The sequence below is a fragment of the Pseudolabrys sp. genome, from assembly GCF_035943735.1.
Taxonomy (GTDB): Bacteria; Pseudomonadota; Alphaproteobacteria; order Rhizobiales; family Xanthobacteraceae; genus Pseudolabrys.
In genome coordinates this window covers 107816-133731 of the sequence record NZ_DASZBV010000018.1, presented here as the reverse complement: position 1 = coordinate 133731, position 25916 = coordinate 107816, and the positions used below count along the sequence as shown (strand labels likewise).

Genomic DNA, 25916 nt, shown 5'->3' with positions numbered 1-25916 from the left:
GTAGAGGCCGCAAGGGCAACATAGGTGTATTGGTCGCCGGTCACCGCAACATCCTTGCGGGTGACATTCTTTTGTTTCTTTCCGACGTAGCTCCACAGCTCGTCCAGCTCCAGCCGGTTGACCCGGAGGCCGACCATCATCCGGTCGTGAAGCTCGGCGCAGCCACGGCCCATCTTAAGGGCCAGAGCGGCGACGGTGCCACGGTTGACGCCGGTAATGCGGGAGGCGGCGCGGACGCCGAGGCCGTCGCAGAGTGCGGCAATGACTTCAATCTGCTTTTCGCGCGGAAGTATGTTCACGAAGCTCATCCTTCGGGTTGAGGGGATGGCTTCGGCGACTCTGGCAGATACGCCCGTCAAAGCGTATATTGTCCAGAACGGTTGTCGCTGCGGGCTCATCCCCGGGGCGGTGATCGGGGGTCGATAGCGCGTCAACGCCGTCGGCCCCACTATTCGATGGTGGAAGCGGTGAGATTCGAACTCACGGGACCCTGCGAGGGGTTTGGATGCCCAAAGGTCCGCCCGGAGGTAAGCCGGGTGCGATAGGCCGCTCTGCCACGCTTCCAGACGCAAAAACGCCCCGCCTGCATTCGAGCAGGCGGGGCGTTTCTGTTTCTGCGATCCGTCGACCATAGCGCCACTATATGCTTGCATTGAACAATGTGCAAGCATATTCTTGCATCACGTTCATGCAAGCAGGAGGTTTTAATGGACGACCCCAAGGACGAATCTAAGCAGGCTGGCGGATTTGCTCGCGCTAAGGCCCTTTCACAGGAACAACGTTCGGCAATCGCGAGACGGGCAGCACTAGCCCGCTTCGGCAAAGACCTTCCAAAAGCGATCGCGGAGGGCGTGCTAAAGATTGGAGACGTCCGACTGCCTTGCGCTGTCTTGGACGACAAGCAAAACACGCGCGTGTTCTCGCAGGAGGGCTTCCTGACAGCTATTGGACGGGCCGGAAAAGCAAAAGGTGGGGAGGGAGCGTCGGTCGACGGAAGGCCGGCTTTTCTAAGGGCGCAGAACCTAGAACCCTTTATTTCCAATGAGTTATTGGCGTCGACGGTCCCGGTTGAGTTCATCCCTTGGAAGGGGCCTGGGTATCAAGGACGGGCATTCGGCTACAAAGCCAGCCTGCTGCCCGGGGTGTGCTGGGTCTATCAAGACGCGCTTGTCGCGGGGAAACTGACCGCCCAGCAAAAGCACATCGGTATAGCCTGCAAAGCATTGCTAAAGGCGCTGACCAATCATGCCATCGAGGACTTGGTCGATAGGGCTACGGGATTTGATGATCGTCGCAAGCATGAAGCCATCATCCGGATTCTGGAAAAATACATCGAACCTGAAAAACTGACTTGGGTGCGGATGTTCGATAATGATTTTTACCGTCATGTATTCCGGTTAAATAAGTGGGCATTCGATCCAGAGAAAACGGCACGTCCAAGCGTGCTCGGTCACTGGACGAACAATATCTATGATCGGCTTGCCCCCGGGATTCGGCCAGCGCTTCATGCTAAAGTGAAAAGAAATGCGACCGGGAAGCCGACGGAGAAACTAACGCAATATCTCACCCCCGAAGAGGGGAAGCCGCGACTGGCCGAGATGCTCGAGGGTGTGAAGGCAATAATGCGGCTATCGCGCGATAAGGAAGACTTTTGGGAGAAAATGGATGTGGCATATCCAAAACATCCCAAGGTCGAGATCGACGAACTTATCTTGCCGTTCCCCGACTTGCCGCGATTGCCAAAGCCGAAATGAAAGAGGCCGCCAACTGAGGCGGCCTAGCCTTTGACGATCTGAATGTGAGCGCAGTATTGGCACCGGAAATAGCGCGTCCTGAGACGGACGTACCCGGTTAGCTCAACGCGCTCTGGGACATCGACGATGACATCAGCCGCGCGGCCACATGCGGGGCAGGAAGCGTCTCTGGGCGGAGGGACTACCCCATGTCGATAGTCCTCTCTACCTTCAAATTAAGGTTGCGTCCATTCGTACCTACGGCCTAATCGTCGCACCGGGGAAATCAGGCCACTCCTGTTTTCAAATCAGGCCACTAGGGGTCGAAACAGGCCAGTACGATAAACCCGATTGGAACAATTAGGGAACAAAAAATACGTTATCCACGAAATCCACGTCTTTAGGTTGAGTTACCTTGGGGCGCGATACGCCGCATTCCCAATGCAGGTTGAGGTCGGATTGAATATTAGGGCAGCGCGGGAGTTTGGTTGGCTCAATCGCGCGTAAGGCCCCATGGAGGAGGGGCTCGCGCCGGTGAATGTGCGAAGCGAAGTGCACTTTCTTGGGTCGAGTGTGCGCTGCTTACCCCTGACGAAAAGGTGCTGGCAGCATTGTGATCAAGGAAACCATAAGGTGGGTCAGTCTAAAATTCCCCTATATGCATATGTCGATGAAACCGGGAATACTGGCAACAATGTATTTGATCTGAATCAGCCCGACTTCGTAACAGCGGCGCTTATTACGCGAGGTGATTTTGACCACGCGCATGCCTCAGCTACTACTGAGATAGCGAGAAAAGTTGGATTCGCCGATCTCCATGGTGGTGAGCTTGGGCTTGGTAGGATCGACGCTGTCGCTGACGATTTGTTGGCATTATTGAAAAGGGTCAGGGCGGATTTCTTTTTCGCTCGTGTCGAAAAGAAGTATCTGCTTGCTACTAAGGTGTTCGACTCTCTTTCCGACTCTGGTGAAAACGCAGCAGTCGGATGGCATCATTACAATCTCCGACTCTTTCGAATTATGCTGGCCTTTAAGCTGTCGGCCGCAATCGATGATGAGACCGGAAGGCTATTTTGGGAATGCATTTTGGAGCCGAACGAGACGAAAGCCTATGAGATGCTCCCACGGATTTGTGCGCGGCTGCATGGAAATCTTCTAAATATTCCGGACGCGAGATCGCGAGAGATTTTGGGGGGAGGATTGGAGTGGGCTCGCGTAAATCCGGAGTCCATCCAGATCCATACCGATAGAAAAATAGCGCGTCAGGGGCATCTACCAAATTTCGTCGCTTTCTTAAATCTCCTTCATGGGCTGGAGGGATACTCGAAGGAACGGGGAAAGAAGGTCGCGAGGATTTCTCATGATCGTCAAAGTGAGTTTGAGCCGGTTCTTAAGCTGTGGCACGAGTTGCTCTCGAATGCATCACCGGAAGAAATTAATTGGGCCGGAGAAACCCATATCGTTCAGAGAGTGTCTGGTAGCGAATTTGAGGTAAAAGAGGACCAGTCGAGTCCCGGTATACAAATTGTAGATGTCGTTCTTTGGCTTTATAGCCAAGTCCGCAAAGGCCGGGAAATTCCAAAAAAATGCATGTATATCGTCGAATATGCTATTTCGAACGGATGGGAGAATGATTTTTCATTTGCCGGTGTCGAGCGGCAATATCTTTCGAAGTTTGGTGATGTCATAACAACTCCCTTGAATCCGCAGCAAGAGGCTGCGGCTCGTGCGCTAATGGCTGAGATGGAAGCCGGCCGTCACGAATCAATTGAGCGATATAAGCGCGACCGAATGCCCCCATTTATGCGATCCGCCACTAGAGTCATTGAAGCGTCGAGCGACGAGCAAAAGACCGAGTGATGCCGTCGTACCACGTCAACTCGTCGCGGCTAATCCAAAGGGCGTGCGCACATTCACCCGCGAACATGGCCAGCCCGGCAGCATGAGGCTTCCGGGATCTACAGTTGCTTCGGAACTTCGGCGCGGCCGTCGTGGCGTGCAACGACAGTCTAGATAACACAAAGGGCCGCCCACGAGGCGGCCCTTTGTGCCTTACGATAGGATAGGTCTCACAAAACGGGATATTTGCGGACCAGCAAATCCGGCGGGATAGTTGCTTTGTTCGTCATCTGCTTCATGAAGAACGCGACACGGAGGTCTGCGCATTGCCGAAAAAGATTGCGCGCCCATTTCGGTTTCATGAAGCGCGCGTTGGGGCCGGTTTCGCCGCCGCAGATCACCCAATCCGGAATTGGTCCGAACTCAGGCAAATGCAACGCACTCAATGCCGGTTCATAGCTGATGAATCGGACAACCGAAGATACCGCGGCCAGAATAGGCCAGCGCCGGTCGAACATGTCCTGGCTCTCGCACGTGACGCCAAGCCAGACATTCGGAAACGGCCATCCGGGAACGCGCGACAGCATCTTCCGCATATTCTTTGGCCGCTTACTGAGCAAGAGCGTCCAACTCTGGAGTGAGCTTGATCAGTTCGAAAAGTTCGGCGCGCCATTCGGGGGGCACTTTGTTGTCGAAGACGTCAGCCATCGAAGCGCAGAACACCTTCGGGCGCCTCCCGGTTTCACGAGCTTCGGCAGCCCACTTCCAAGGCTTCGCCCAATTCTGCTTGGACGTCTTCTTGCGCTCTGCGTGCGGTCCCCATTCGACGTGTTGAAACCGCTTTGACCACGATTCGGCATAGCAGTGGTCGCATCCGGGAGAGATTTTCTGGCAGCCTAGCCAGGGATTAAACGTGTGATCTGTCCATTCAATTTTACTGTTTTCCATTTTATTGCTCCGTCTAGAGTCAAGCGGCTGCTTGGCTTTGCGGAGTCATTTACAAGTACGCGTGGGGAGGGGCGGGGAGGTGCAGCTAATCGCCCGCTTTGACCGGCAAGCTCGATGATCTCGTCAGGGTCGGGCCGAAAATCGGCAATTGCCGAACGGTAACCCTATGGGACGGGATAAGAACGCTCGGGGAACGGCGTCCCCGGATTTTCCCCGCATTCGCCGGGTCGCTTCGCGTTCTGTTCTGCGCCAAGCTGCCAAAAGATTTTCGGCAGCATTCGCGAAGTGCTCTGAAGAAAAAGGGAAATCTGGTGCTGCCGGAGTGGATTGAACACTCGACCTCCCCCTTACCAAGGGGGTGCTCTACCACTGAGCTACGGCAGCGGAATAAGCGCGCCGCCTGCGAACCGGGGGCGCGAACGCGGGCGATAACTGCCACAAGCACTTGGGCGGTGCAAGGCAATGCGCACGCCTTGCCGGCAGGGCGCTCCGGGCGATAGGAGTGCGCCATGGCAGACGACACTACGGCCAAAAAACCTCCGCAGAAGGGCGGGCGTGACGCGCGTCTGGCCGCGGCGCTTCGGGAAAACCTGCGCCGGCGCAAGGCGCAGGTGCGCGGCCGCGGCGTGGAAAAACACCCGTCCGGTGAACAGGTTCGGGAACCCGAAGCGGGGTCGAAGCGATAGGATGGGTCCGGGGGCCGGACTTTCGCCGTATTTGACCGGCGGAAGTCGGGGGTAACCGTGCAACGATAATTGGCTTTGCAGGGGGCGCCGCCGGGGTCCATAGACCTTCGGCGGTTCTCAGCAACCGCAACGGGTTGGGGCGAGAATGGACCGGATACGCATCGTCGGCGGCGCGCGGCTTACCGGCACCATCCCGATCTCCGGCGCGAAGAACGCGACCCTGCCGCTGATGATCGCGAGCCTGCTGACCGAGGAGCCGCTGATCCTCGAAAACGTGCCGCGGCTCGCGGATGTCATCCAGCTGCAGCGCATCCTCGGCAATCACGGCGTCGACGTGATGATCAACGGCAAGCGCCCGGGCGACGACCCGAACGCCGGCCGCACCATCACGTTGTCGGCCAAGACCATCGTCGATACCACCGCGCCCTACGAGCTCGTCTCCAAGATGCGCGCGAGCTTCTGGGTCGTCGCGCCGCTCGTCGCCCGCATGGGCGAGGCGCGCGTGTCGCTGCCCGGCGGCTGCGCCATCGGCACGCGCCCGGTCGACCTGCTGATCATGGCGCTGGAGGCGCTCGGCGCCGACATCGAGATCGACGGCGGCTACGTCATCGCGCGCGCGAAGAAGGGCCTGCGCGGCGGCGAGATCAATTTCCCCAAGGTCACGGTCGGCGGCACGCATACGGCGCTGATGGCCGCCGCGCTCGCCCGCGGCACCACCGTGATCGAGAACGCCGCGCGCGAGCCCGAGATCGGCGACGTCGCCGACTGCCTCAACAAGATGGGCGCGAAGATTACCGGCGCCGGCACCGCGCGCATCGTCGTCGAGGGTGTGGCGCGTCTGTCCGGCGCGCGGCATTCGGTGCTGCCCGACCGCATCGAGACCGGCACCTACGCCATGGCCGTGGCGATGACCGGCGGCGACGTGCTGCTGCAGAACGCGCGTCCGGAATTGCTGCAGGCCGCGCTCGACGTGCTGGTCGAGGCCGGCGTGCAGGTGACGCCGACCAACGAAGGCATTCGCATCGCGCGCAACGGCGCCGGCCTGTCGCCGGTCACCGTCAGCACCGCGCCGTTCCCCGGCTTCCCGACCGACCTGCAGGCGCAACTGATGGCGCTGATGACGCGCGCCAAGGGCACCTCGCGCATCACCGAGACGATCTTCGAAAACCGCTTCATGCACGTGCAGGAGCTGGCGCGGCTCGGCGCGCGCATCAGGCTCGACGGCGATACCGCGACCATCGAGGGCGTCGACAGGCTCAAGGGCGCGCCGGTGATGGCGACCGACCTGCGCGCGTCGGTGTCGCTGGTGATCGCCGGTTTGGCCGCCGAAGGCGAGACCACGGTCAACCGCGTCTACCATCTCGATCGCGGCTTCGAGCGGCTCGAGGACAAGCTCGCCGCCTGCGGCGCCGCCATCGCCCGCATCAGCGAGTAGTCAACCTCCGTTCGTCCCCGCGTTCTGGACGACGGCCCCCCGTTTAGTATTGTCGCGCGACCAAAACGGGGAGGCCGAGACCTATGCCCACCATCAAAGTCATGAGTGCCGGCGCGGTGAAGTCCATGGTCGCGGCGCTGGGCGCCGAATTCGAGCGCGAGAGCGGCACCACGATCGACTACAATTTCGGCACCGCCGGCGCGCTGCGTGACCGCGTCAAAGGCGGCGAGACCGCCGACCTCGTCATCGTCTCGGAATCGGCGATCGCCGAACTGGCCAAGCTCGGCCATGTCGTCGCCGCCACCGCTACCGACCTCGGCCGCACCGTTACCGGTGTCATCGTGCGCGAGGGCGCGCCCAGGCCGGACATCTCGACGGTCGAAGCCTTCACGCAGGCGCTGCGCAACGCCCGCAGCATCGCCTATACCGACCCGAAGGCCGGCGGCTCCGGCGGCATCATGTTTGTCGCGCTGCTCGAGAAGCTCGGCATGTTGAACGAGGTCAACGCCAAGGCGGTGCTCGGCAAAGGCGGCTTCGACGTGTCGCAAATCGTCGCCGACGGCAGGGCCGAGCTCGGCACCACCTTCCTCAGCGAGGCGCTGCCGGTGAAGGGCCTCACCATCGTCGGCACGCTGCCCGGCGCCCTGCACAACGCCAACACCTATACCGCCGCGGTGCACACGAAGGCCGTCAACCGGCCGGGCGCCGAGGCCTTCCTGCGCAAGCTCGTGGCGCCCGCGACGCGCGGCCGCTGGAGCGAGGCCGGCCTGGAGCCTGCGTTTCCGGCGTGAACCACCTTGCGCGCTCCCGGGGGCTTTCCTAGTTACGAGCCAATGGGAGCGCGACGGCCATGGATGAGCTCAAGTTCGTAGCCCTTGATGGTGAGGACCTCGCAATCGTCTCTGCGCATCTGCAGGACGCCGTGCTGAAGGTCTCGGATGTCATATACCGGCCGCAGGAGAAGCGGCTGGTGCTTGCGCTCAACCGCTTCGACTGGGAAAGCGCGCAGGCCGACCGGCCCGAGTATCGACGCCGCCGCGCGGCGCTGCGTTTCGAGCGCGTGCTGTCGTGCAAGTGCAGGAACGTGCAGCAGCGGGGCAAGGATGCCGTACTCAACCTGCTGGCGGTCGAATTCACCCCGACCGATACCCCGTCCGGGGCGGTGACGCTGACCTTTTCGGGCGATTCGGCATTGCGGGTCGAGGTCGAGTGCCTGGAGGCGGAGCTCGCCGATCTGGGGCCGGTTTGGACGACCGCCTGCTGCCCCATGCACCTCGACGCCGAACCGAGCACGCCGCCGGCCGCGACGCTGAGCCGCTGACCGGCCCCTTAAAATCCAGTTCAAAAGTTCCCTGAACGGCCCCTTTTGGCCCAAGCCGCGCTTGCCTCGCCCCGGCAGTAATGGCGTACTGCGCCCGTTTTAATCACAAATAGGGGGTGCCCATGCGGAAAATTGCGATCGTGGCTGGGCTGTTGCTGGCCGCTGCGCTGTTCAGCGGTTCGCAGGCCAAGGCGGAAGTCGGCTGCCTGTGTGCGACCGCGTTCAAAGCGCCGGTCTGCACGAATACGATTTCGACCTGCAACATCAAGATGGGCGGAGCCTGCGTGGCACCGTGCGACTACAAGGCGCCAAAGATGTCGAAGGCCAAGCGCCACCACAAAAAGAAGAAGATGTAGGCCGCTCGCGCGGCAGGCCGGCTTGCCGGCAGGATGCGAAGGCTCCGCCTCCCAGGCGGAGCCTTTTGTTTTGGCCCGGCTTGCCCGCAGGGTTGACGCGCGCGCCCGCATCACCCATTCAACCTGAAAGGCCGGGCGGTCCCGGCGGGACCTCCGTGATGCCGCAGCAGTTCGACAGCCAAGCTCCTGATTTCGCCGCCCGTTTCCGCGTCTTCCTGGATGCGAAGCGCGAGGCCTCGCTCGACGTCGAGCAGACCGTGCGCGCGATCATCGCCGATGTCGTGGCGCGCGGCGACGCGGCGCTCATCGACTACAGCCGCAAGTTCGACCGCATCGATCTGGCCAAGGCCGGCCTGCGCGTCTCCGCCGCCGAGATCGACGCCGCGGAGCAGGCGTGCGATCCGCGGGCCCTGTCGGCATTGAAGCTCGCGCGCGACCGCATCGAAGCCTATCACCGCCGCCAGTTGCCGAAGGACGATCGCTTCACAGACTCCCTTGGCGTCGAGCTCGGCTCGCGCTGGACCGCCGTCGAGGCCGCCGGCCTGTACGTGCCCGGCGGCACCGCCGCCTACCCATCCTCGGTCTTGATGAACGCCATCCCCGCCAAGGTCGCCGGCTGCCCCCGCCTGGTGATGGTGGTGCCGTCGCCCGACGGCAAGCTCGTGCCGCTGGTGCTGGCGGCGGCGAAGCTCGCCGGCGTCGACGAGGTCTACCGCGTCGGCGGGGCGCAGGCGGTGGCCGCGCTCGCCTACGGCACCGAGACCATCGCGCCGGTTGCCAAGATCGTCGGCCCGGGCAACGCCTGGGTGGCGGCGGCCAAGCGCCTCGTCTTCGGCAAGGTCGGCATCGACATGATCGCCGGCCCCTCCGAGGTGCTGATCCTCGCCGACAGGACCGGCAACCCGGACTGGATCGCCGCGGACCTGCTGGCGCAAGCGGAGCACGACGTCAGCGCGCAGTCGATCCTCATCACCGATGACGCTGCGCTCGCGACGCAAGTCGAGAAGGCCGTCGCCGCGCAATTGCAGACGCTGCCGCGTGTCGAGGTCGCCTCTGCCTCCTGGCGCGACTTCGGCGCCATCATCAAGGTGCCGCGACTCGCCGACGCCATTCCCCTGGTCGATCGTCTTGCGCCGGAGCATCTCGAGATCGCCTCGGCCGATGCCGATGCGCTGGCCGCGAAGATCCGCAACGCCGGCGCCATCTTCATCGGCGCGCACACGCCGGAAGCGATCGGCGATTACGTCGCCGGCTCCAATCACGTGCTGCCGACGGCGCGCTCGGCGCGGTTCTCGTCCGGCCTCGGCGTGCTCGATTTCATGAAGCGCACCTCGCTCCTGAAATGCGGTCCGGAGCAATTGCGCGCGCTCGGTCCCGCCGCCATCGCGCTCGGCGAGGCGGAGGGCCTGGGTGCGCATGCCCGCTCGGTGGCGATCCGGCTCAACATGTGATGAGCACGCCCAAGACATCCGCGGCCGTGAGGCACCGGCTCGTCAGTGTCGAGCTCGACGAGGAATCGATCGGGCGCTCCAATCCGGATGTCGAGCACGAACGCAAGATCGCGATCTACGATCTGCTCGAGCAGAACATCTTCACGCCGGTCGGGCACGAGAACGAAGGCCCCTTCGCGCTGCACCTGTCGATCAACGGCAACCGGCTGGTGTTCGACATCCGCAGCGTGGCGGGCGAGCCGGTGATGGCGCATCTGTTCTCGCTGTCGCCGCTGCGGCGCATCGTCAAGGACTACTACCTGATCTGCGACAGCTACTATCAGGCGATCCGCACGGCGACGCCGGACAAGATCGAAGCCATCGACATGGGCCGTCGCGGCGTTCACAACGAAGGCTCGCGCATCCTCATGGACCGCCTCAAGGACAAGGTGAAGGTCGACATCGACACCGCGCGCCGCCTGTTCACCCTGATCTGCGTGCTGCACTGGAAAGGGTAGGGCGCGATGGATGCGCCGGCGCGCAAGGCGCGCCCCCAGGCAGTGTTGTTCTCCTGCGGCCAGAACGCGGTGCGTTCGCCGATGGCCGCTGGCCTGTTCCGCGAGCTGTTCGGCAAGCGTATCTACGTCGCCTCCGCCGGCGTGCAGAAGGGCGAGCTCGATCCCTTCGTCGTGGCGGTGATGGCCGAGCTCGGCATCGACATTTCGCGCCACAAGCCGCACACCTTCGAGGAGCTCGATGACCTCGAAGGCCTCAACTTCGATCTCATCGTCACGTTGTCGCCGCCGGCGCACCACAAGGCGCTGGAACTGACGCGGACGCTCGCCGCCGACGTCGAGTACTGGCCGACGCCGGACCCGACCGCCATCGAGGGCAGCCGCGAGCAGAAGCTCGAGGCGTACCGGGCAGTGCGTGACGAACTGATGCGGCACATCCGCGAGCGCTTCGGCAGCGCCGGCGCGGGGAACGAGTAGGGCTTTTACCCTCCCCCCGCGGAGCGGTGGGGAGGGTCGCTTCGCGATCGCTTGCGATCGCGAAGCGGGGTGGGGGGCTCTTTCGGTCTCATTCAACTTATCCCCCCACCCCCAACCCCTCCCCACCACGCGCAAGCGCGCGTGAGGGGAGGGGAGTCGGCCCGCATGTTGTGATAAGCATTCACCTCCGCTAGTTTCCGCGCCGTTCGCTTCAACGCCGCCCAGCCTGATTGGTTAACGCGCCCCGCATGATCGGCCGCCCCAAATTCGTGCTCGCATCCGGCTCGCCGCGGCGGCTGGCGCTCGTCAATCAGGCCGGGATCGAGCCGGACGCGCTCAAGCCCGCCGACCTCGATGAATCGCCGCGCCGGGGCGAGATCCCGCGCGCCTACGCCACCCGTCTCGCCCGCGAGAAGGCGGAAGCCGCGCTGGCCAGCGTCAAGCTCGACGACGAGTTGCAAGGCGCCTTCATCCTCGCCGCCGACACCGTGGTGGCGGTCGGCCGCCGCATCCTGCCCAAGGCCGAGCTGCTGGATGAGGCCGGGCAATGCCTGCGCCTGCTCTCCGGCCGCAACCACCGCGTCTACACCGCCATTTGCCTGGTGACGCCCCGCGAGGCGTTCCGCCAGCGGCTGGTCGAGACACGGGTGCGCTTCAAGCGCCTGTCCGACGAGGACATCGAAGCCTATCTCGCCTCCGGCGAATGGCGCGGCAAGGCCGGCGGCTATGCGGCGCAGGGCATCGCCGGTACCTTCATCGTCAAGCTGGTCGGTTCCTATTCGAACGTGGTCGGCCTGCCGCTGTACGAGACCATGCAGTTGCTCGGCGGCGAGGGCTACCCGATCCGCTTCGGCTGGCTGAACGCGGTGTGACCGTCATTCCGCTGCGCTGCGCCTTGCCCGCGCGCGGGAATGACCAATAATCGGCTCATGAACCTCGCCCTCTGGCTTCAGCGCGCCGGCCTGAGCCATGCCGACCTGCCCGCGGCCGTGCAGGGCACGCGCGTCGTCGCGACCTATGGCCAGCTGGCGGCGCGCGCGGCGAAGCTTGCTGGCGTCTTGCGCGAGCGCTTTGGTCTCAAGACGGGCGATCGCATCGCCATCGCCGCCAGGAATTCACCAGCCTATCTCGAGCTGCTGTACGGCATCTGGCACGCGGGGCTTGCCGCGGTGCCGGCCAACGCCAAGCTGCACGGCGCCGAGCTCGGCTACATCCTCGAGCATTCCGGCGCGCGTGTCTGCTTCGCCTCCGACGGGCTCGAGGCCGAGATCGCGCCGCACGCGCCGTCCTCGCTCGAACGCATGATCGTCATCGGCAGCAGCGACTACGAGGCCCTGTTCGCCGCCGATGCCATCGACGTGGTCGCATGCGGCGGCGGCGATCTCGCCTGGCTGTTCTACACCTCCGGCACCACGGGGCGGCCGAAAGGCGCCATGCTCACGCACCGCGTATTGGCGCAGGCGAGCTTCGCCTATGCGAGCGAGGTCGATCCCGTGTCGCCGGGCGACGCCATCCTGCACGCGGCGCCGATGAGCCACGGCTCCGGCCTCTACATCATGGCGCATGTCGCGCGGCTCGGCGTGCAGGTGATCCCGGAATCCGGAAGCTTCGAGCCCGAGGAGGTCTTTCAATTGTTCGGCGCGCACAAGCGCGTGTCGATGTTCGCGGCGCCAACCATGATCAAGCGCCTCGTCGCGTGTCCGGCGGAGGCGCATGCCGAGAACGTCCGCACGCTGATCTGGGGCGGCGCGCCGATGTATGTCGAGGATGCGCTCTCCGCCCTCGACCGCTTCGGTCCGCGGCTGGCGCAGATCTACGGCCAGGGCGAGTCGCCGATGACCATCAGCACGTTGTCGAAGGAGGACATCGCCGACCGCGAGCATCCGCGCTGGCGCGAGCGCCTCGGCTCCGCCGGACGGCCCTACGCCTGCCTCGAAGTGATGGTCGCCGATGCGGACGACCGGCCGGTCGCCGCCGGCGAGATGGGCGAGATCCTCTGCCGCGGCGACGTGGTCATGCCCGGCTACTGGCGTAACGCGGAGGCGACGGCGGCAGCCCTGCGCGGCGGCTGGCTGCACACCGGCGACGTCGGCGCCTTCGACGCCGAGGGCTATCTGCACCTGAAGGATCGCTCCAAGGACCTGATCATCTCCGGCGGCTCCAACATCTATCCGCGCGAGGTCGAGGAGGTGCTGCTGACGCACGCCGCCGTGCGCGAGGTATCCGTCATCGGCCGCCCCGATCGCGAATGGGGCGAGGCGGTGGTCGCCTACGTCGTCGGCGAAGCGGACCCTGCCGCGCTCGATGCCCTGTGCCTCGCACGCATCGCGCGCTTCAAAAGACCCAAGGATTATGTTTTCGTGCCGGCGCTGCCGAAGAACAATTACGGCAAGATCCTCAAGACGGAACTGCGGGCGCTCGACAGGGCGCGGCGCGGCGAGTGAGCGATGAACGACAATGAACCGAAAAGAGCGGCCTGTCCGATCTGCCGTCGTCCGGTCGATCCGGCCTTCAGTCCGTTCTGCTCCAAGCGCTGCGCCGACATCGATCTCAACCGCTGGCTGACCGGCGTCTATGCCGTGCCGGCAACGGAAGAAGAAGATGAGGACGGCGACAGGCCGCGCCAACCGGACGAGGAAACATGACCGTGAATTCACCCCCGCCGGACTGGCCGGACCGGCTGTTCGACGCCTTCAAGCGCGCCGATATCCGTCAGGTCGGCTACGTGCCGGATGCCGGGCATGCGCGACTGATCGAACGCTGCCGCGCCGACGCGGACATCCACGATGTCGCGCTGACCACGGAAGAGGAAGGCATCGCGCTGGCGGCCGGCGCCTGGCTCGGCGGCGAGCGCGCGGCGCTGCTGATGCAGTCGAGCGGCGTCGGCAACTGCATCAACATGCTGTCGCTGATGCGCGCCTGCCGCTTCCCAATGCTGATGGTCATCACCATGCGCGGCGAGTGGGAAGAGTTCAATCCGTGGCAGGTGCCGATGGGCTCGATCGTCGAGCCGGTGATGAAACTGTGCGACGCCGAGGTCTATCGCGCGCTGAAGCCGGAGGAGGTGCCGCAGCTTGCCGAGCGCGCGGTGCAGCAGGCCTTCGGCGAGGAGCGCGCGGTCGCCGTCATTCTCTCGCAGCAGCTGATCGGCAAGAAGGTGTGGGTGAAATGAACACGCCTCTCGGACGCCGCGCCGCGATGGCGACGCTCGTCGCAGGCCGCGACGACGACCTCCTCGTCGTGCCCGGCCTCGGCTCGACCACCTACGATCTCGCCGCCGCCGGCGACAACGACCGCAACTTCTATCTCTGGGGCGCCATGGGCGGCGCCGCGATGATCGGTCTCGGGCTGGCGCTGGCGCAGCCCGGGAAGCGCATCGCCGTCATCACCGGCGACGGTGAGATGCTGATGGGCATGGGCGCGCTCGCCACCATCGGCATCCAGCAGCCGCAAAACCTCGCGGTGATCGTATTCGACAACGGCATGTACGGCGAAACCGGCGGCCAGCCGAGCCACACCGCGAACGGCGGTATCGACATGGTCTCGGTCGCGCGCAGCTGCCGTTTCCCGACCTGCCTCGACGTGAGCGACGAGGCCGGCCTCGACGATCTCGCGGCACGACTCAAGAAGCTTGATGGCCTCCTGTTCGCGCGGGTGACGATCCGGCCGGACGAGCCGCCGCGCGTGCTGCCGGAGAAGGACGGGACGGTGCTCAAGCGCCGCTTCCGGGCGGCCCTGGGGCTGACTCCGTAAGGGGGTCTCAGCCTCGCCGGCGGAGGGTTTCTGCGGCTCGCCGTAAGGGGTTAGGCGGCGGCTCGCGCTTCTGGACAGGCGCGGGGCGTCCCATTATAACGCCCGCTCTCTGCCGGCCGCCCTTCGTGGACGGCCTCCCGGGCGCCCAGGTAGCTCAGTTGGTAGAGCATGCGATTGAAAATCGCAGTGTCGGTGGTTCGATTCCGCCCCTGGGCACCATTTACTCTCTTCACCGCCCCTCATCCCTCCTCAAATCGCAAGCCGTGACAGCGGCTTAGTGGCGATTTGCCTCTCATCGTGAGGAAGTCTCGCGCGTGCCTGTGAGGGTATCCTGCGATGCCTTGGAGCGGCCGTCGGGATGCAATGGAACACAATTCCGGCAAAGCTGCAGGGAGAGTTCTTCGAAATAAATTAAAAATGCGAGGCACCCGGTACAGCGGCGCGTCAATGCCAAAAAGCACCGACTTCATCGCCGCTGCAGAAGCATCCCAGATCGGAAGCCCGGCTGTGGGGGAGGCAGCCGGGCTTTCTTGGTCACGCAGCGCGCGGGACCAACGCATAGGCCGAAATGGGGACTTCCGGTGCTATGCTAATGGCTGGCACCAATATGTCTTCGATGAAAAATCCGGAAAGTGCCCGCGAACGCAAACGAGCCTGGTAGCGCTCGCCTGCTTTGGCGGCCTCAATGATCCGCCTTGCTATGAGGTCCCGCACCGCATCGGTGCCCGCGAAGCGCGTCAGCAAACTGCACGCCTCGTCGAACGCCGCACCCATGGCGTGCGTTGCCTTGTCGTCGAAGCAAATGCTTTCGGCAAAAGTGGATTTCAAGGAAGCCTCCCGAATCTTGGGCGGGAGCGCAGCTCGGTCACTCAGTCACCGAGGCCCGAAGGTGTGCCGGTGATGGGCCAATGTAGGGCGGCGAAACAATGCTAGCTGTAGCATTGAGACCGCTTTTCACCTTTTCGCTGCCGCCGAATTGCGCGCTGCGCGATAGAAATGTGCGGCAGAAACCTGTCACGCGATCGTGATGGCTTTGCTCGCGACCGGGACGTATGGCCGTATGTCGTTGTTTGACTTGATCGAAGAACAGGGCCCTTGACCGCGAGCTTCGTGGTACGATCTCGGGCCCTAGGGAGATGCCATGATGGTTCGCAGTCCAAGACGAGGACCAGTCAAGCGACGGGGTCCTAGAACGGCAACGTCTCTGTCATTCAATCCCGCGGTGTTTCTGGCGACCGCGGCACGCGGTCGAGACATTTCCGCGCACTCGAAGAATGAGATCATTTTCGCGCAGGGCGACGATGCCGACTCTGTCTTCTACATCATGAAAGGGAAGATCAAAGTCGCCGTCGTGTCGAAAGATGGGAAAGAGGCTGTGATCGCGCTTCTAGGCCCGGACGAGTTCGCCGGAGAGGGATGTCTGATCGGGCAGCCCAAGCGTTTGGCGACTGCATCGGCATTGATCGACTGCGAGACGATGCGGGTGGCAAAGGCCGAACTGCAGCGTGTCCTTCGTGATGAGCCCGCTTTTTCTCAAATGTTCATGTCCCATATCCTGGCGCGGAATGCCCGCGTCGAGGAGGATCTGGTAGATCAGCTCTTCAACTCCACGGAAAAGCGGCTTGCCCGCCTCTTGCTGCTGCTTGCCAATTTTGGAAAGGAAGGTCGGCCCGAGCCAATCCTCGCTAAGATCAGCCAGGAGACGCTGGCCGAGATGATCGGTACGACCCGGTCGCGGGTCAGCCACTTCATGAATAAGTTTCGTAAGCTCGGTTTCATCAATTACAACGGTCACGTTGAAGTACATAGTTCTCTTTTGGGAGTCCTTCTGGCCGACCAGCCGCGCACGGTGAACCAGCCAGATTGAGCCTCATTCATTTTTATCCGACATACTTCTGCTGTTGAAGCCACCCGAGCCGTTGCGCCCGCCGAATGGGAAGTCGGGGGCCGTCTGTCCCGCCCGGAGCGGGTGCCGTTGTTTTTCTTCTGCCATGAGCCTCAATAGCTGACGACGGGTATCGTCGTTTGTTGTTCGATTCAGTTGCAGGCGGTACAGCTCAAGATTCCTCTCATGCATGAACATGTCCATGGTCGGTCTCCGTTGCGCATGGACACGATGTGCCTGAAGCAATATGTGGGCTGATCCAAAGTGACCACTTTCACAAAAAATGCGACACCCTCTGGGGCGTGCCGCACGCTGCCATGAGGTTTGTGCGCGGCACGTCCGCTGTGCATAGAAAAGCGGACGAATTCGCGACACCCGGCGATAGCGGTTTGCGGCCCGAAGCGGACATTGGTCGCGACTTATTTTGTAGTGGTGGAGGCATAGCTCTTATCAAGGCACTCGCTGGAGAAGATAATATGCGGAGGGGAAGCGACTATCGTTGACTCGCTGTGCCCGGCTCAACGCGCGTGGAACTCCGGCAGTCCCCTGGATATTGCCTCTGACGAGCGGTCTTGACCGAGATGCCTAACGACGTCTTTTAAGGCCATATCAACTTGATCTCGGCCTCCTGAGGAGTACGGCCCCTGCCGCCGACATCAGCGCAATCCGCGGGGTCAGCACGCTTTCTCGAGGGGGGCGGCGAAACCGGAGCATTGATCCGCGCGCATGACTGGGCATCCACCGCGATAGGGCCTCTCGAAACCTGGCCGCAGAGTCTCAGGACCGCCGCCGGTTTGCTTCTCGAATCTCCGGTCCCGATGGTGATGCTATGGGGCCAAGACGGCATCATGATCTACAACGATGCTTATTCCCGGTTTGCCGGCGCGCGACATCCCAGATTGCTCGGCAGCAAGGTGCGAGAAGGATGGCCTGAGGTCGCCGACTTCAACGATCATGTCATGAAGGTCGGCCTCGCCGGCGGGACGCTTTCGTATCGCGATCAAGAACTGATGCTCGTTCGGAACGGTGTCCCAGAGCAAGTATGGATGAATCTCGATTATTCTCCCGTCCGAGATGAAAGCGGTGATCCGGGCGGGGTTATCGCAATCGTCGTCGAGACGACTGACCGTGTCCGGAGCGACCGCCGCATTGCGGCCGAGCAAGGACGACAGCGGCAGTTGTTCGGCCAGATGCCCGGCTTCATCTGTGTGCTGTCCGGACCTCGGCACGTCTACGAATATGTAAACGACGCCTACCACAAAATTTCGGGCCGTCGCACAGGGCTTATTGGCCGCACTGTCCGCGAGGTGCTTCCGGAGCTTGAGGGACAAGGCTACTTCGAACTTCTCGATCAGGTTTATACGAGCGGGAAACGGGTCGTTACTCGCGCGATGGAATTACGGCTGCAGGGCAGTGATCAGGTTCAATACATCGACTTTGTCTATGAGCCGATCCGCGATGAAAGCGGCGAGGTCTCTGGTATATTTGTCGCCGGATTCGAGGTCACCGAAGCCCACCGCGCAAACGCTGCATTACGCAAAAGCCAAGCGCGCCTTCTCGAACTCAATGCGGACCTGGAGCGCCAGGTTATCCAGCGCACGCAGGCCCGAGGCCTGACCTGGCAGGTCAGCCCCGATCTGTTGGGCGCGCTGAATTCTGAAGGCTATTTCGAAACCTCCAATCCAGCGTGGAGGACCGTACTTGGATGGTCGGAAGACGAAGTCGCAAGCATGTCGATCTTCGAAATGCTGCACCCCGAGGACGTCGAGCGCACCCGCGCAGGATTTGAGCTGACTCAGAAAGGCCAACCTGCAATCCGTTTTCCAAATCGCTACCGTTGCAAGGATGGCAGCTACCGGTGGATTTCCTGGGTAGGCGTTCCAGAAGACGGCATGGTTTATTGCAGCGGCCGCGATATCACCGAAGAAAAGGCCGCCGAGGCCGATCTCGCCTCCGCACAGGAGGCATTGCGGCAATCGCAGAAGATGGAAGCCATTGGCCAACTCACCGGCGGGATCGCGCACGATTTCAACAACCTCTTGCACGGCATCAGCGGAAGCCTCGAGCTTCTGGAAAAGCGGATCGCACAAGGGCGTCTCGGTGGCGTCGAGCGTTACATTGCTGCTGCGCAAGGCTCCGCTCGGCGCGCGGCTGCATTGACTCAGCGGCTGCTGGCCTTTTCACGCCGCCAAACGCTCGATCCGAAATCGACGGACATAAACCGATTGATCGGCGGCATGGAAGACCTGATCCGCCGTACGGTCGGACCAGGTAACACCGTGGAAGTCGTTGGTGCCGGCGGAATTTGGATTACCAAGATCGACCAATCGCAACTTGAAAGCGCGCTGCTCAATCTTTGCATTAATGCCCGCGACGCGATGCCAAAGGGTGGCCGCATCACGATTGAGACCGCCAACAAATGGCTTGATGAGCGGGCGGCGCGCGAGCGCGAGGTGCCACCCGGCCAGTATGTCTCGCTGTGCGTCACCGATACCGGCACCGGGATGACGCCGGACGTCATCGCGCACGCCTTCGATCCCTTCTTCACGACCAAGCCGCTCGGCCAGGGAACCGGCCTTGGCCTCTCCATGATCCACGGCTTTGTCCGCCAGTCCGGCGGCCAAGTTCGGATCTATTCCGAAGTCGGAAAAGGCACGACCATGTGCCTCTACCTTCCACGGTTCGTTGGCGGCAAGGACGATGCCGACTTGCCCGGTCTATCTTCTGTCGCGGATCTCGGTCACGGCGAGACAGTCGTCGTTATCGATGACGATGTGACGGTAAGGATGCTGATAGTCGAGGTGTTGGAGGAAGCTGGCTATGTCGTAATCCAGGCCGCCGACGGACCGACCGGCCTGAAAATCTTGCAGTCGGACGCTCGCATCGACCTCCTTGTGACAGACGTCGGACTGCCGGGAGGAATGAATGGTCGGCAATTGGCCGATACCGCGCGCACGGCGCGTCCGGACCTGAAGGTCCTGTTCGTGACCGGTTTTGCGGAAAATGCCGCTGTCGGAAATGGCCTGCTCGAACCCGGCATGCAGGTGATCACCAAGCCGTTTGTGATGGCGGCCTTAGGAAACAAGGTCCGCGAGATGATCGATGGCTAACGGTGTCCGATTCTGGCCCTAGCGGACGTCCGCGCTCGCCGGCTCCAAGCTCTTTGCCGAGCGCGATCGACCCGCGCCCGCAATGTGCAGCGCGCACGGCGATTATGACCGGATCCGCGGAACCGATTGGCCGCCGCCCGGATTACGCCAATCTTCGGCCGCGAAGAGCGGCGATGAAGCGCCCCCACGTCGTTTGGGATGGATTGTATGCGTCGGCAATATGCCTGCTTGATCGGCCTGGTCACGGTCCTCGCGAGTTCCGCGGGCGTGCAGGCCGCGGATCTCAATGCGACAGCCGCGCCGGCGCGCGTGGCCCCGGTCCCGTTCACCTGGTCCGGCTGGTATGTCGGTATCAACGGCGGTTACGGATGGGGCCGCTCGAACTGGAGCGATCCGGCCATCGATCCCGACCTGCGGCGCTTCGGTCTGTCCGGCGGCGTCGCGGGCGGGCAGGTTGGCTACAACTGGCAAACCGGCCCGTTCGTATTGGGGCTGGAGTCGGATCTGGACTGGACGAATTTATCCGGCAGCAAGAGCGATGGCGGCGTCTGCGCCACTGACGGCGGTGGCCAATGCAAGACGAGCCAAAGCTGGCTCGGCACGACGCGCGGCCGCGTCGGCTACGCGTTCGGCTCCTGGCTGCCTTACGTCACCGGCGGCGCGGCCTATGGTGATGTCAAATTGAGCCAGCCGGGCGGCGCGGCCTCGACCACGCGGCTCGGCTGGACGGCTGGCGCAGGCGTCGAATATTCAATTTCGCCGCGCTGGAGCGCCAAGCTCGAATTCCTGCATCTCGATCTCGGCACCGCGGCGTTCATGGGCGCCGCCAGCAACACACCGATATCGACGCCGGCCAAGGACGACATCGTGCGCGCCGGCATCAATTATCATTGGTAGTTGCGCCAGCCGAGCAGTCGCGAGATTCCGCGGCGCCGCTCACGCCGCGCGGGATGCTCCGGCCTTGATGAGCCCGGCCGATTCCAGCGCGGCGGCGATGCGCGCCACTTCCGTGCGCTGCAGCTTGACGAGCGGCGGCCGCACCACCGCGCGCGGGATGCGGCCGAGCAGCACCAGCGCTTCCTTCATGCGGTTGTGCATGTCGACGAATGGATCGGCGTAGAACGCCTGCGCCATCGGCCGGATGCGCTCGTTCACCGCGCGGGCGAGCGCGAGATCGTTCGCCTGCACCGCCTTGAACAGCTCCGACTGCAGATCGGCGATGACGCTGCCGGCGCCGGACAGCAGGCCGTTGCAGCCGAGCACCAGCGACGAGAACAGCCACGAGCTGTGCGTCGTCAGCACGTTCACCGGCCGCGGCCGGTTCTGCAATTCGACGATGTGGCGCTCGTGCTGCGGCACATTGTTGGACCAGTCCTTGATGGCCCGGATCGATGGCACCGCATCGAGCAGGCGCATCAGCGTGTCGCGCGGATAGCCTTGCCCGCCGGCGAGCGGGTACTGGAAGGCGATCAGCGGCAGGTCGGTGGCGTCGGCGATGTGCTTGAAATGCGCGATCGCCATCTCCGCGTTCTGCCCGAGCGTGAACGGTCCCGGCGGAAACACCAGCAGCGCCGACGCGCCGCCGGCGGTCGCCTGCCGCGCAAGCCGCGCCGCCTCGAGACTGCCCTCGGCATAGATGCCGTGTACCAGCGGCAGCCTGTCGCCGATCGCATCGGCCGCCGCATCCATCACCGCGCGCTGCTCGTCGGCCGTGCACGAGCCGACCTCGGTCGAATGCGCATTGATGGTGATCGCCGACAGCCCGTCGACCGCGGCGACATCGTTAAGGTGCTTGGCGAAGGATTTCAGGTCGAGGCTGAGATCGTCGTGGAAGGGCAGGATGCAAGCAGGAATGACGCCCGCGGGACTATAGTTCTTGAATGTCGTCATCGCTCCGTCTCCCTGCTCGTCGCGGCCGCTCGTGTCGCGGCGGTCGCCGTCCTGACGTGTCGAGCGCCAGCTTAACGCACTCCGTGCAAGGCGGCGAATGCCGCGGTGGCGCGCGCAGTGCGAAGAAATCGACTGTACGAACAATGTGTTAGCTGCCTGTGCGAGCGCCCGGCCGCGTCGCGCATGCGTTGCCGCCGATCGGGGGAAGACGCGCCCGGCGCCGCATGGGAACATTTCTCGTGATTCGCCGATTCACTCCGCGCCCGTAAGCGAGGACGCCATGGCCCAACGCGCGAAGAAGAAGTTCCAGACCTTTCACGCCACGATGATCGTCACGCGCACCGAGGAATGGTGCGTCGACGCGACGAGCGCCGAGGAAGCGCAGGCGCTTCTGGAGGCGGGGCAGGGGCATCGCTGCGACAGCGGCAGCGCGGTCTATGTCGAGCTCGGCGAGATGCACACGAGCCATTGACGCGCGCGCTACACCTGCTCGGCGTTGAGATAGGCCAGTCTTGCCCCGCAATAGGCGGTGATCAGTCCGACGAGCAGCACGGCCAGGCCGGCGATGACGTCCGGCGTGCCGCTGCCTGCGCCGGTCTTGCTCATCACGCCGCCGGCGGTCGCCACCGCGAACACCAGCGCAATGAGAAAACGTTGCGCCAGCTTGTAGACGAAGCTGCGCTCGCGCGCCGCGGCGATGAGATAGGCGCTCGTTCCCCAGCCGCCGACGAAGCCCGCCGCGGCGATTCCCCACCAGGCCAGCGCGGTGTCGAACTGCACGTGCACGCCGGCCGCGTCGCGCAGGATGCGGTCGAGGCCGAAGCCGAGCACCGTCAGCACGATGTGCAGCGCCAGCGCCGCGAACACGCCGCAGGCGATGGCCGTGATGTAGTGCAGGCGACGCAGCGCCTCGGTGTCCATGGGGCGATTCCGAACGGATCGGCCGCACAATAGCGCAACGTCGCGCGACCGCTAGCAGCGATGCCGCGCGACGGACGTCGCAGCCTCGCGCGATGATGTGTAGCGTCGGCTGCGCGCTGCCTGATGCTATTTTTCCGTGGGGCTGAATTGGGCGCCGTAGCGGGCAACCGCCGCCTATACGGTAGAGAAGTGGGCCGGCACGGCGTTCAAGATCGCGCGGCCAGATGGCGGCGGCGTGCATATTCGACCGGATAACGACGCCCGGGTCGTAGAATACGACCTGTGCGTTAGTCTGAGGCAGGGTACCTGACCTATTGGTACGCCTTTGGTTTCTCGAAAAAAGGCAAGTGCCAAAATGCCGCGTCCGAATCAGGGATTGATTGTCCCTCGGAGGGCATTTAATGCTCGTAGGGAACGGTTATGCTTTCCATAAGAACACCGGAGGAAGTGCCCTGAGCACCCACCACCAGCACGGCCCTGCGGGGCTGGTCCACCGGCTCGTGCGTAAACGCGACTTTTACGCTGGCGGGCTGATGATCCTGTTCGGGCTCCTTATGTCCTTGAAGGGACCGAGTTATCGGCTCGGAACCCTGATGCACATGGGCCCGGGCTTTCTGCCCACGGCGCTCGGCGTCCTGCTGATCGCCCTGGGCGTTGCCATCGCCGCCGGCTCGCTGACGACGGCCGACGGCGAGGACGAGGATATCCTTCCCGAGAACCGCGAATGGCTGGCGTGGGCCTGCATTCTCTGTTCGCCTCTCGCCTTCATGCTGTTCGGCAACTACTTCGGCATGGCGCCGGGCACTTTCGCCTGCGTCTTCGTTGCCTCGATGGGCGACCGTGATGCGAAGCTGAAGAATTCGCTCGTCCTGTCGTCGGTCGTCACCGTGTTCGGTGTCGCGCTGTTCTCCTACATCCTGCAAATCCCGATGCCGGTCTTCACGTGGAGGGGCCTGTGATATCAACCGCCCTAACGGATCTCTGGTACGGTTTCGGCGTCGCGCTCGAGCCGCACAACGTCATGTGGTGCTTCATCGGCGTGCTCGTCGGCAACATGGTCGGCGTGCTGCCGGGCATGGGCCCGCTCGCCACCATCTCGATCCTGTTGCCGCTGACCTTTGGCATCAAGCCGGTCGGCGCCATCCTGATGCTCGCGGGCGTGATGTATGGCGCGCAGTACGGCGGCGCGATCTGCTCGATCCTGCTCAACCTGCCATGTCATCCACCGCACGCCGTAACATGTCTGGACGGCTTCCCGATGACAAAGGCCGGCCGCGGCGGCGCCGCGCTTGGCGCGACCGTGTTCGCGTCGTTCGTCGGCGCCTCGTGGGGCATCACGGAAATGATTTTCCTCGCCCCCGTACTGGTGCGAGTGGCGATGGAGTTCGGGCCGGCCGAAATCTGTTCGCTGATGTTGCTCGGCCTGTTGGCCGGTTCGACATTGGCGCGCGGTTCGCCGGTGAAGGGCGTGGCGATGACCGTGCTCGGCCTGATGCTCGGTATTGTCGGCACCGACATCGAAACGGGGTCGGAGCGCTTCACGTTCGCCATGACCCATCTCGACGATGGCATCGAACTGATCGCGCTGGCGCTGGGCCTGTTCGGAATCGGCGAGTTCATGAACAGCGTGAACCAGGTCTCGACCGTCAACGCCAAGTACGCCAAGGTCACGCTCAAGGACATGCGGCCCTCGCGTGAAGAGTGGCGGCGCACGATCGGGCCGATGTTCCGTGGAACGCTGGTTGGCAGCCTGTGCTCCCTGATCCCGGGCACCGGTCCGACCATCGCCTCGTTCGTCGCTTACGCGACCGAAAAGAAGCTCTCGAAGACGCCGGAGAAGTTCGGCACCGGCATGATCGAGGGTGTGGTCTGCCCCGAGGCGGCGACGCACTCGTCGATCCAGGGCGACTTCATCCCGACGATGAGCCTCGGCATTCCCGGCGACGCCGTCATGGCGCTGCTGCTCGGCGCGCTGATGATCCAGGGCATCGTGCCCGGTCCGCAGCTCATCAAGGAGCATCCGGATATCTTCTGGGGTCTCGTCGCCAGCTTCTGGATCGGCAACATCATGCTGGTCGTGCTCAACGTGCCGCTGATCGGCGTTTGGGTGAAGCTGCTGACGATCCCGTACAAGTACCTCTATCCGAGCGCGATGTTCTTTGCGTGCATCGGCGTCTATGCCGCCAACAACGACATGTTCCAGGTTGGCGAGATGGCGGTCATCGGCTTCGTCGGCTACGTCCTGCTCCGCCTGGGCTTCCATCCGGCGCCGATCCTGCTCGGCTTCGTGCTGGGACCACGCTTCGAGGAGAACTTCCGGCGCGCCATGCTGATCTCGCGCGGCGACATCATGGTGTTCATCGAGCGGCCGATCTCGGCGGTGTTCATCGCCATGTGCGTGCTGCTGATCGGCCTGCAGGTCTATGTGCGCCTGCGGCCGAAGAAGCCGGGGGACACGGTCATACCCGCGGCCTTCGAAGGCGCCGAATAGCGCGCCTTCCGGCACCGACACCAACAAACGCCAGGCCTCGTGCCTGGCGTTTTCTTTTTGGGTCGCCATGCGGCATCGCCGGCGGGCTTGTTGCGTCCTCGCCGAAGCGGGCATAGTCCGCTGCCAAATGGGGAGGACAAACCGATGACAAGAAAACGATACGGCTTGGCGCTGGCGTTGCTGCTGGCGCTCACCGGCACGGCGAGCGCGCAGGATTTCCCCTCGCGTCCGATGACCATGATCATTCCGTTCGCCGCGGGCGGGCCGACCGACGTGCTCGGCCGCGTCATCGCCCAGCGCATGGGCGAAATCCTCAAGCAGAACGTCATCGTCGAGAACGTCGGCGGCGCCGGCGGCATGACCGGCTCCAAGCGTGTCGCCGAGGCCAAGCCGGACGGCTACACCTTCGGCATCGGCACCGTCGGTACGCACGCGCAGAACCAGTCGCTCTACGCGCGCCCGGCCTACAACGCGTCGACCGACTTCACGCCGGTGGCGCTGATCGCCGAGGTGCCGATCGTGCTTATCGCGCGCAACAGCCTGCCGGTGAACAACCTCAAGGAGTTCGTCGCCTACGCCAAGGCCAACGAAGCGAAGATGTCGTTCGGCTCCGGCGGCGCCGGCTCCGCCTCGCATCTCGGCTGCGTCGTGATGAACATGGCGATGGGCACGCACATCACGCACGTTCCCTACAAGGGCGGCGGTCCGGCGATGCAGGACGTGATGGCCGGCCGGCTCGACTTCGAATGCGAGATCATGAGCACGGTGAAGCCGCATATCGACGCCGGGCAGGTGAAGGGACTGGCGATCCTGGCCAAGACGCGTTCGCCGGCACTGCCCAACGTGCCGACCGCGCTGGAGCAGGGGTTCGACGCGCAGGCCTATACCTGGAACGCGGTGTTCCTGCCCAAGGGCGCGCCGCCGGCGATCGTCAAGAAGCTCAACGAGGCCGTGCTGGCGGCGATGCACACGCCGGCGGTGCGCGAGCGCCTGGCCGGCTTCGGCGCGCAGATCGTGCCCGACGACCAGGCGACGCCGGACTATCTCGCCGGCTTCGTCAAGAGCGAGATCGTCAAATGGAGAGGGCCGATCCAGGCGAGCGGCGTGCAGATCAAGTAGCGCGCGC

Annotated in this window: 28 protein-coding genes, 3 tRNA genes and 1 pseudogene; 23 read left to right on the top strand and 9 right to left on the bottom strand. The window is 63.4% G+C overall.

Annotation, left to right across the window (positions count from 1 at the left end; all coding sequences use genetic code 11):
• Together VGV41_RS12870 and VGV41_RS12865 are read right to left on the bottom strand one after the other, a co-directional pair.
• Window positions 1–299: pseudogene (locus VGV41_RS12870) on the bottom strand (IS1 family transposase); the annotation flags it as partial.
• A gap of 157 nt (window positions 300–456) precedes the next feature.
• Window positions 457–564: transfer RNA gene (locus tag VGV41_RS12865), tRNA-Val, on the bottom strand.
• A 143-nt stretch (window positions 565–707) separates the two neighbouring features.
• On the opposite strand from VGV41_RS12865, the gene VGV41_RS12860 reads away from it, so the two are divergent.
• Both VGV41_RS12860 and VGV41_RS12855 read left to right on the top strand, forming a co-directional pair.
• Complete coding sequence (locus tag VGV41_RS12860) at window positions 708–1754, top strand: P63C domain-containing protein (RefSeq protein WP_326864233.1); 1047 nt, start codon at window positions 708–710, stop codon at window positions 1752–1754.
• Window positions 1755–2366: 612 nt separating this feature from the next.
• Window positions 2367–3593 (top strand): DUF3800 domain-containing protein, encoded by a 1227-nt coding sequence (locus VGV41_RS12855; protein ID WP_326864232.1) that lies wholly within the window; start codon window positions 2367–2369, stop codon window positions 3591–3593.
• 209 nt (window positions 3594–3802) lie between these two features.
• Here VGV41_RS12855 and VGV41_RS12850 read toward each other — a convergent pair whose 3' ends face one another.
• The 3 genes from VGV41_RS12850 to VGV41_RS12840 form a co-directional block, all read right to left on the bottom strand.
• Window positions 3803–4159, bottom strand: a complete 357-nt coding sequence (locus tag VGV41_RS12850; RefSeq protein WP_326864231.1) for a DUF5131 family protein — start codon at window positions 4157–4159, stop codon at window positions 3803–3805.
• A gap of 22 nt (window positions 4160–4181) precedes the next feature.
• Complete coding sequence (locus VGV41_RS12845; RefSeq protein ID WP_326864230.1) at window positions 4182–4520, bottom strand: DUF5131 family protein; 339 nt, start codon at window positions 4518–4520, stop codon at window positions 4182–4184.
• A 309-nt stretch (window positions 4521–4829) separates the two neighbouring features.
• A tRNA-Thr gene (locus tag VGV41_RS12840) sits at window positions 4830–4904 on the bottom strand.
• Window positions 4905–5029: 125 nt separating this feature from the next.
• Between VGV41_RS12840 and VGV41_RS12835 the strand changes: the two genes are divergently transcribed.
• The 14 genes from VGV41_RS12835 (at window position 5030) to VGV41_RS12770 (ending at window position 14712) form a co-directional block, all read left to right on the top strand.
• On the top strand, window positions 5030–5206 hold the full coding sequence (locus tag VGV41_RS12835) for a hypothetical protein (protein ID WP_326864229.1): 177 nt from the start codon (window positions 5030–5032) through the stop codon (window positions 5204–5206).
• Between the two features lie 145 nt (window positions 5207–5351).
• A complete protein-coding gene (gene murA, locus VGV41_RS12830) occupies window positions 5352–6641 on the top strand; it encodes a UDP-N-acetylglucosamine 1-carboxyvinyltransferase (protein WP_326864228.1) in 1290 nt (429 codons plus the stop codon).
• Between the two features lie 83 nt (window positions 6642–6724).
• Window positions 6725–7432 carry a molybdate ABC transporter substrate-binding protein gene (gene modA / locus VGV41_RS12825; RefSeq protein WP_326864227.1) on the top strand — a complete coding sequence of 236 codons (708 nt, stop codon included), beginning with the start codon at window positions 6725–6727 and terminating at the stop codon, window positions 7430–7432.
• A gap of 59 nt (window positions 7433–7491) precedes the next feature.
• Entirely contained in the window at window positions 7492–7962 is a 471-nt protein-coding gene (locus VGV41_RS12820) for a DUF2948 family protein (protein WP_326864226.1), read from the top strand.
• Between the two features lie 122 nt (window positions 7963–8084).
• Window positions 8085–8318, top strand: a complete 234-nt coding sequence (locus VGV41_RS12815; protein ID WP_326864225.1) for a hypothetical protein — start codon at window positions 8085–8087, stop codon at window positions 8316–8318.
• A 158-nt stretch (window positions 8319–8476) separates the two neighbouring features.
• The gene (gene hisD / locus VGV41_RS12810; RefSeq protein ID WP_326864224.1) at window positions 8477–9769 is read left to right on the top strand and encodes a histidinol dehydrogenase; all 1293 of its coding nucleotides are present in this window, start codon (window positions 8477–8479) and stop codon (window positions 9767–9769) included.
• On the top strand, window positions 9769–10266 hold the full coding sequence (locus VGV41_RS12805; protein WP_326864223.1) for a UPF0262 family protein: 498 nt from the start codon (window positions 9769–9771) through the stop codon (window positions 10264–10266). Before hisD ends, VGV41_RS12805 begins: the two co-directional genes overlap by 1 nt.
• Window positions 10267–10272: 6 nt before the next feature.
• Window positions 10273–10740 (top strand): arsenate reductase ArsC, encoded by a 468-nt coding sequence (locus VGV41_RS12800; protein ID WP_326864222.1) that lies wholly within the window; start codon window positions 10273–10275, stop codon window positions 10738–10740.
• Window positions 10741–10988: 248 nt separating this feature from the next.
• Window positions 10989–11612: a Maf-like protein gene (locus VGV41_RS12795; protein WP_326864221.1), complete on the top strand. Its 624-nt coding sequence runs from the start codon at window positions 10989–10991 to the stop codon at window positions 11610–11612.
• Between the two features lie 57 nt (window positions 11613–11669).
• On the top strand, window positions 11670–13184 hold the full coding sequence (locus VGV41_RS12790) for an AMP-binding protein (protein ID WP_326864220.1): 1515 nt from the start codon (window positions 11670–11672) through the stop codon (window positions 13182–13184).
• Window positions 13185–13187: 3 nt separating this feature from the next.
• Window positions 13188–13385 (top strand): DNA gyrase inhibitor YacG, encoded by a 198-nt coding sequence (locus VGV41_RS12785; protein WP_326864219.1) that lies wholly within the window; start codon window positions 13188–13190, stop codon window positions 13383–13385.
• Window positions 13386–13387: 2 nt separating this feature from the next.
• Entirely contained in the window at window positions 13388–13912 is a 525-nt protein-coding gene (locus VGV41_RS12780) for a phosphonopyruvate decarboxylase (protein ID WP_414705099.1), read from the top strand.
• Window positions 13909–14493 carry a thiamine pyrophosphate-dependent enzyme gene (locus VGV41_RS12775; RefSeq protein WP_326864217.1) on the top strand — a complete coding sequence of 195 codons (585 nt, stop codon included), beginning with the start codon at window positions 13909–13911 and terminating at the stop codon, window positions 14491–14493. Before VGV41_RS12780 ends, VGV41_RS12775 begins: the two co-directional genes overlap by 4 nt.
• A gap of 143 nt (window positions 14494–14636) precedes the next feature.
• A tRNA-Phe gene (locus VGV41_RS12770) sits at window positions 14637–14712 on the top strand.
• A 315-nt stretch (window positions 14713–15027) separates the two neighbouring features.
• On the opposite strand, the gene VGV41_RS12765 is transcribed toward VGV41_RS12770, so the two are convergent.
• The gene (locus VGV41_RS12765) at window positions 15028–15321 is read right to left on the bottom strand and encodes a hypothetical protein (RefSeq protein ID WP_326864216.1); all 294 of its coding nucleotides are present in this window, start codon (window positions 15319–15321) and stop codon (window positions 15028–15030) included.
• A gap of 394 nt (window positions 15322–15715) precedes the next feature.
• On the opposite strand from VGV41_RS12765, the gene VGV41_RS12760 reads away from it, so the two are divergent.
• Complete coding sequence (locus VGV41_RS12760; protein ID WP_326864215.1) at window positions 15716–16360, top strand: Crp/Fnr family transcriptional regulator; 645 nt, start codon at window positions 15716–15718, stop codon at window positions 16358–16360.
• Window positions 16361–16363: 3 nt separating this feature from the next.
• Here the strand turns inward: VGV41_RS12760 and VGV41_RS12755 are convergent, their stop codons facing one another.
• On the bottom strand, window positions 16364–16582 hold the full coding sequence (locus VGV41_RS12755; protein ID WP_326864214.1) for a hypothetical protein: 219 nt from the start codon (window positions 16580–16582) through the stop codon (window positions 16364–16366).
• A 440-nt stretch (window positions 16583–17022) separates the two neighbouring features.
• Here VGV41_RS12755 and VGV41_RS12750 point away from each other — a divergent pair, with 440 nt between their 5' ends.
• Together VGV41_RS12750 and VGV41_RS12745 are read left to right on the top strand one after the other, a co-directional pair.
• Entirely contained in the window at window positions 17023–19488 is a 2466-nt protein-coding gene (locus VGV41_RS12750; RefSeq protein ID WP_326864235.1) for a PAS domain-containing protein, read from the top strand.
• A gap of 207 nt (window positions 19489–19695) precedes the next feature.
• On the top strand, window positions 19696–20385 hold the full coding sequence (locus tag VGV41_RS12745; protein ID WP_326864213.1) for an outer membrane protein: 690 nt from the start codon (window positions 19696–19698) through the stop codon (window positions 20383–20385).
• Window positions 20386–20424: 39 nt separating this feature from the next.
• On the opposite strand, the gene VGV41_RS12740 is transcribed toward VGV41_RS12745, so the two are convergent.
• Window positions 20425–21378, bottom strand: coding sequence for a dihydrodipicolinate synthase family protein (locus VGV41_RS12740; protein WP_326864212.1), 954 nt, complete (start codon window positions 21376–21378; stop codon window positions 20425–20427).
• Between the two features lie 280 nt (window positions 21379–21658).
• On the opposite strand from VGV41_RS12740, the gene VGV41_RS12735 reads away from it, so the two are divergent.
• Window positions 21659–21850 carry a hypothetical protein gene (locus tag VGV41_RS12735; protein WP_326864211.1) on the top strand — a complete coding sequence of 64 codons (192 nt, stop codon included), beginning with the start codon at window positions 21659–21661 and terminating at the stop codon, window positions 21848–21850.
• A gap of 8 nt (window positions 21851–21858) precedes the next feature.
• Here VGV41_RS12735 and VGV41_RS12730 read toward each other — a convergent pair whose 3' ends face one another.
• Window positions 21859–22299, bottom strand: coding sequence for a hypothetical protein (locus VGV41_RS12730; protein WP_326864210.1), 441 nt, complete (start codon window positions 22297–22299; stop codon window positions 21859–21861).
• Between the two features lie 500 nt (window positions 22300–22799).
• Here VGV41_RS12730 and VGV41_RS12725 point away from each other — a divergent pair, with 500 nt between their 5' ends.
• The 3 genes from VGV41_RS12725 to VGV41_RS12715 all read left to right on the top strand — a co-directional run bounded on the left by VGV41_RS12725 (window position 22800) and on the right by VGV41_RS12715 (window position 25909).
• Window positions 22800–23258: a tripartite tricarboxylate transporter TctB family protein gene (locus VGV41_RS12725; protein ID WP_326864209.1), complete on the top strand. Its 459-nt coding sequence runs from the start codon at window positions 22800–22802 to the stop codon at window positions 23256–23258.
• Window positions 23255–24790, top strand: a complete 1536-nt coding sequence (locus VGV41_RS12720) for a tripartite tricarboxylate transporter permease (protein ID WP_326864208.1) — start codon at window positions 23255–23257, stop codon at window positions 24788–24790. The genes VGV41_RS12725 and VGV41_RS12720 overlap by 4 nt, the downstream gene beginning before the upstream one ends.
• 144 nt (window positions 24791–24934) lie before the next feature.
• Window positions 24935–25909, top strand: a complete 975-nt coding sequence (locus VGV41_RS12715) for a tripartite tricarboxylate transporter substrate binding protein (protein WP_326864207.1) — start codon at window positions 24935–24937, stop codon at window positions 25907–25909.
• Window positions 25910–25916: the final 7 nt, after the last annotated feature.

Bases quoted from the DNA above. Each gene is read 5' to 3' on its own strand.
- VGV41_RS12715 (WP_326864207.1), top strand. From the start codon at position 24,935: ATGACAAGAAAACGATACGGCTTGGCGCTGGCGTTGCTGCTGGCGCTC.
- VGV41_RS12775 (WP_326864217.1), top strand. From the start codon at position 13,909: ATGAACACGCCTCTCGGACGCCGCGCCGCGATGGCGACGCTCGTCGCA.
- VGV41_RS12845 (WP_326864230.1), bottom strand. From the start codon at position 4,520: ATGGAAAACAGTAAAATTGAATGGACAGATCACACGTTTAATCCCTGG.
- hisD (WP_326864224.1), top strand. From the start codon at position 8,477: ATGCCGCAGCAGTTCGACAGCCAAGCTCCTGATTTCGCCGCCCGTTTC.
- VGV41_RS12735 (WP_326864211.1), top strand. From the start codon at position 21,659: ATGGCCCAACGCGCGAAGAAGAAGTTCCAGACCTTTCACGCCACGATG.
- VGV41_RS12860 (WP_326864233.1), top strand. From the start codon at position 708: ATGGACGACCCCAAGGACGAATCTAAGCAGGCTGGCGGATTTGCTCGC.
- VGV41_RS12850 (WP_326864231.1), bottom strand. From the start codon at position 4,159: ATGCTGTCGCGCGTTCCCGGATGGCCGTTTCCGAATGTCTGGCTTGGC.
- VGV41_RS12800 (WP_326864222.1), top strand. From the start codon at position 10,273: ATGGATGCGCCGGCGCGCAAGGCGCGCCCCCAGGCAGTGTTGTTCTCC.
- modA (WP_326864227.1), top strand. From the start codon at position 6,725: ATGCCCACCATCAAAGTCATGAGTGCCGGCGCGGTGAAGTCCATGGTC.
- VGV41_RS12820 (WP_326864226.1), top strand. From the start codon at position 7,492: ATGGATGAGCTCAAGTTCGTAGCCCTTGATGGTGAGGACCTCGCAATC.
- murA (WP_326864228.1), top strand. From the start codon at position 5,352: ATGGACCGGATACGCATCGTCGGCGGCGCGCGGCTTACCGGCACCATC.
- VGV41_RS12805 (WP_326864223.1), top strand. From the start codon at position 9,769: ATGAGCACGCCCAAGACATCCGCGGCCGTGAGGCACCGGCTCGTCAGT.
- VGV41_RS12795 (WP_326864221.1), top strand. From the start codon at position 10,989: ATGATCGGCCGCCCCAAATTCGTGCTCGCATCCGGCTCGCCGCGGCGG.
- VGV41_RS12835 (WP_326864229.1), top strand. From the start codon at position 5,030: ATGGCAGACGACACTACGGCCAAAAAACCTCCGCAGAAGGGCGGGCGT.
- VGV41_RS12755 (WP_326864214.1), bottom strand. From the start codon at position 16,582: ATGGACATGTTCATGCATGAGAGGAATCTTGAGCTGTACCGCCTGCAA.
- VGV41_RS12815 (WP_326864225.1), top strand. From the start codon at position 8,085: ATGCGGAAAATTGCGATCGTGGCTGGGCTGTTGCTGGCCGCTGCGCTG.
- VGV41_RS12745 (WP_326864213.1), top strand. From the start codon at position 19,696: ATGCGTCGGCAATATGCCTGCTTGATCGGCCTGGTCACGGTCCTCGCG.
- VGV41_RS12785 (WP_326864219.1), top strand. From the start codon at position 13,188: ATGAACGACAATGAACCGAAAAGAGCGGCCTGTCCGATCTGCCGTCGT.
- VGV41_RS12740 (WP_326864212.1), bottom strand. From the start codon at position 21,378: ATGACGACATTCAAGAACTATAGTCCCGCGGGCGTCATTCCTGCTTGC.
- VGV41_RS12730 (WP_326864210.1), bottom strand. From the start codon at position 22,299: ATGGACACCGAGGCGCTGCGTCGCCTGCACTACATCACGGCCATCGCC.
- VGV41_RS12790 (WP_326864220.1), top strand. From the start codon at position 11,670: ATGAACCTCGCCCTCTGGCTTCAGCGCGCCGGCCTGAGCCATGCCGAC.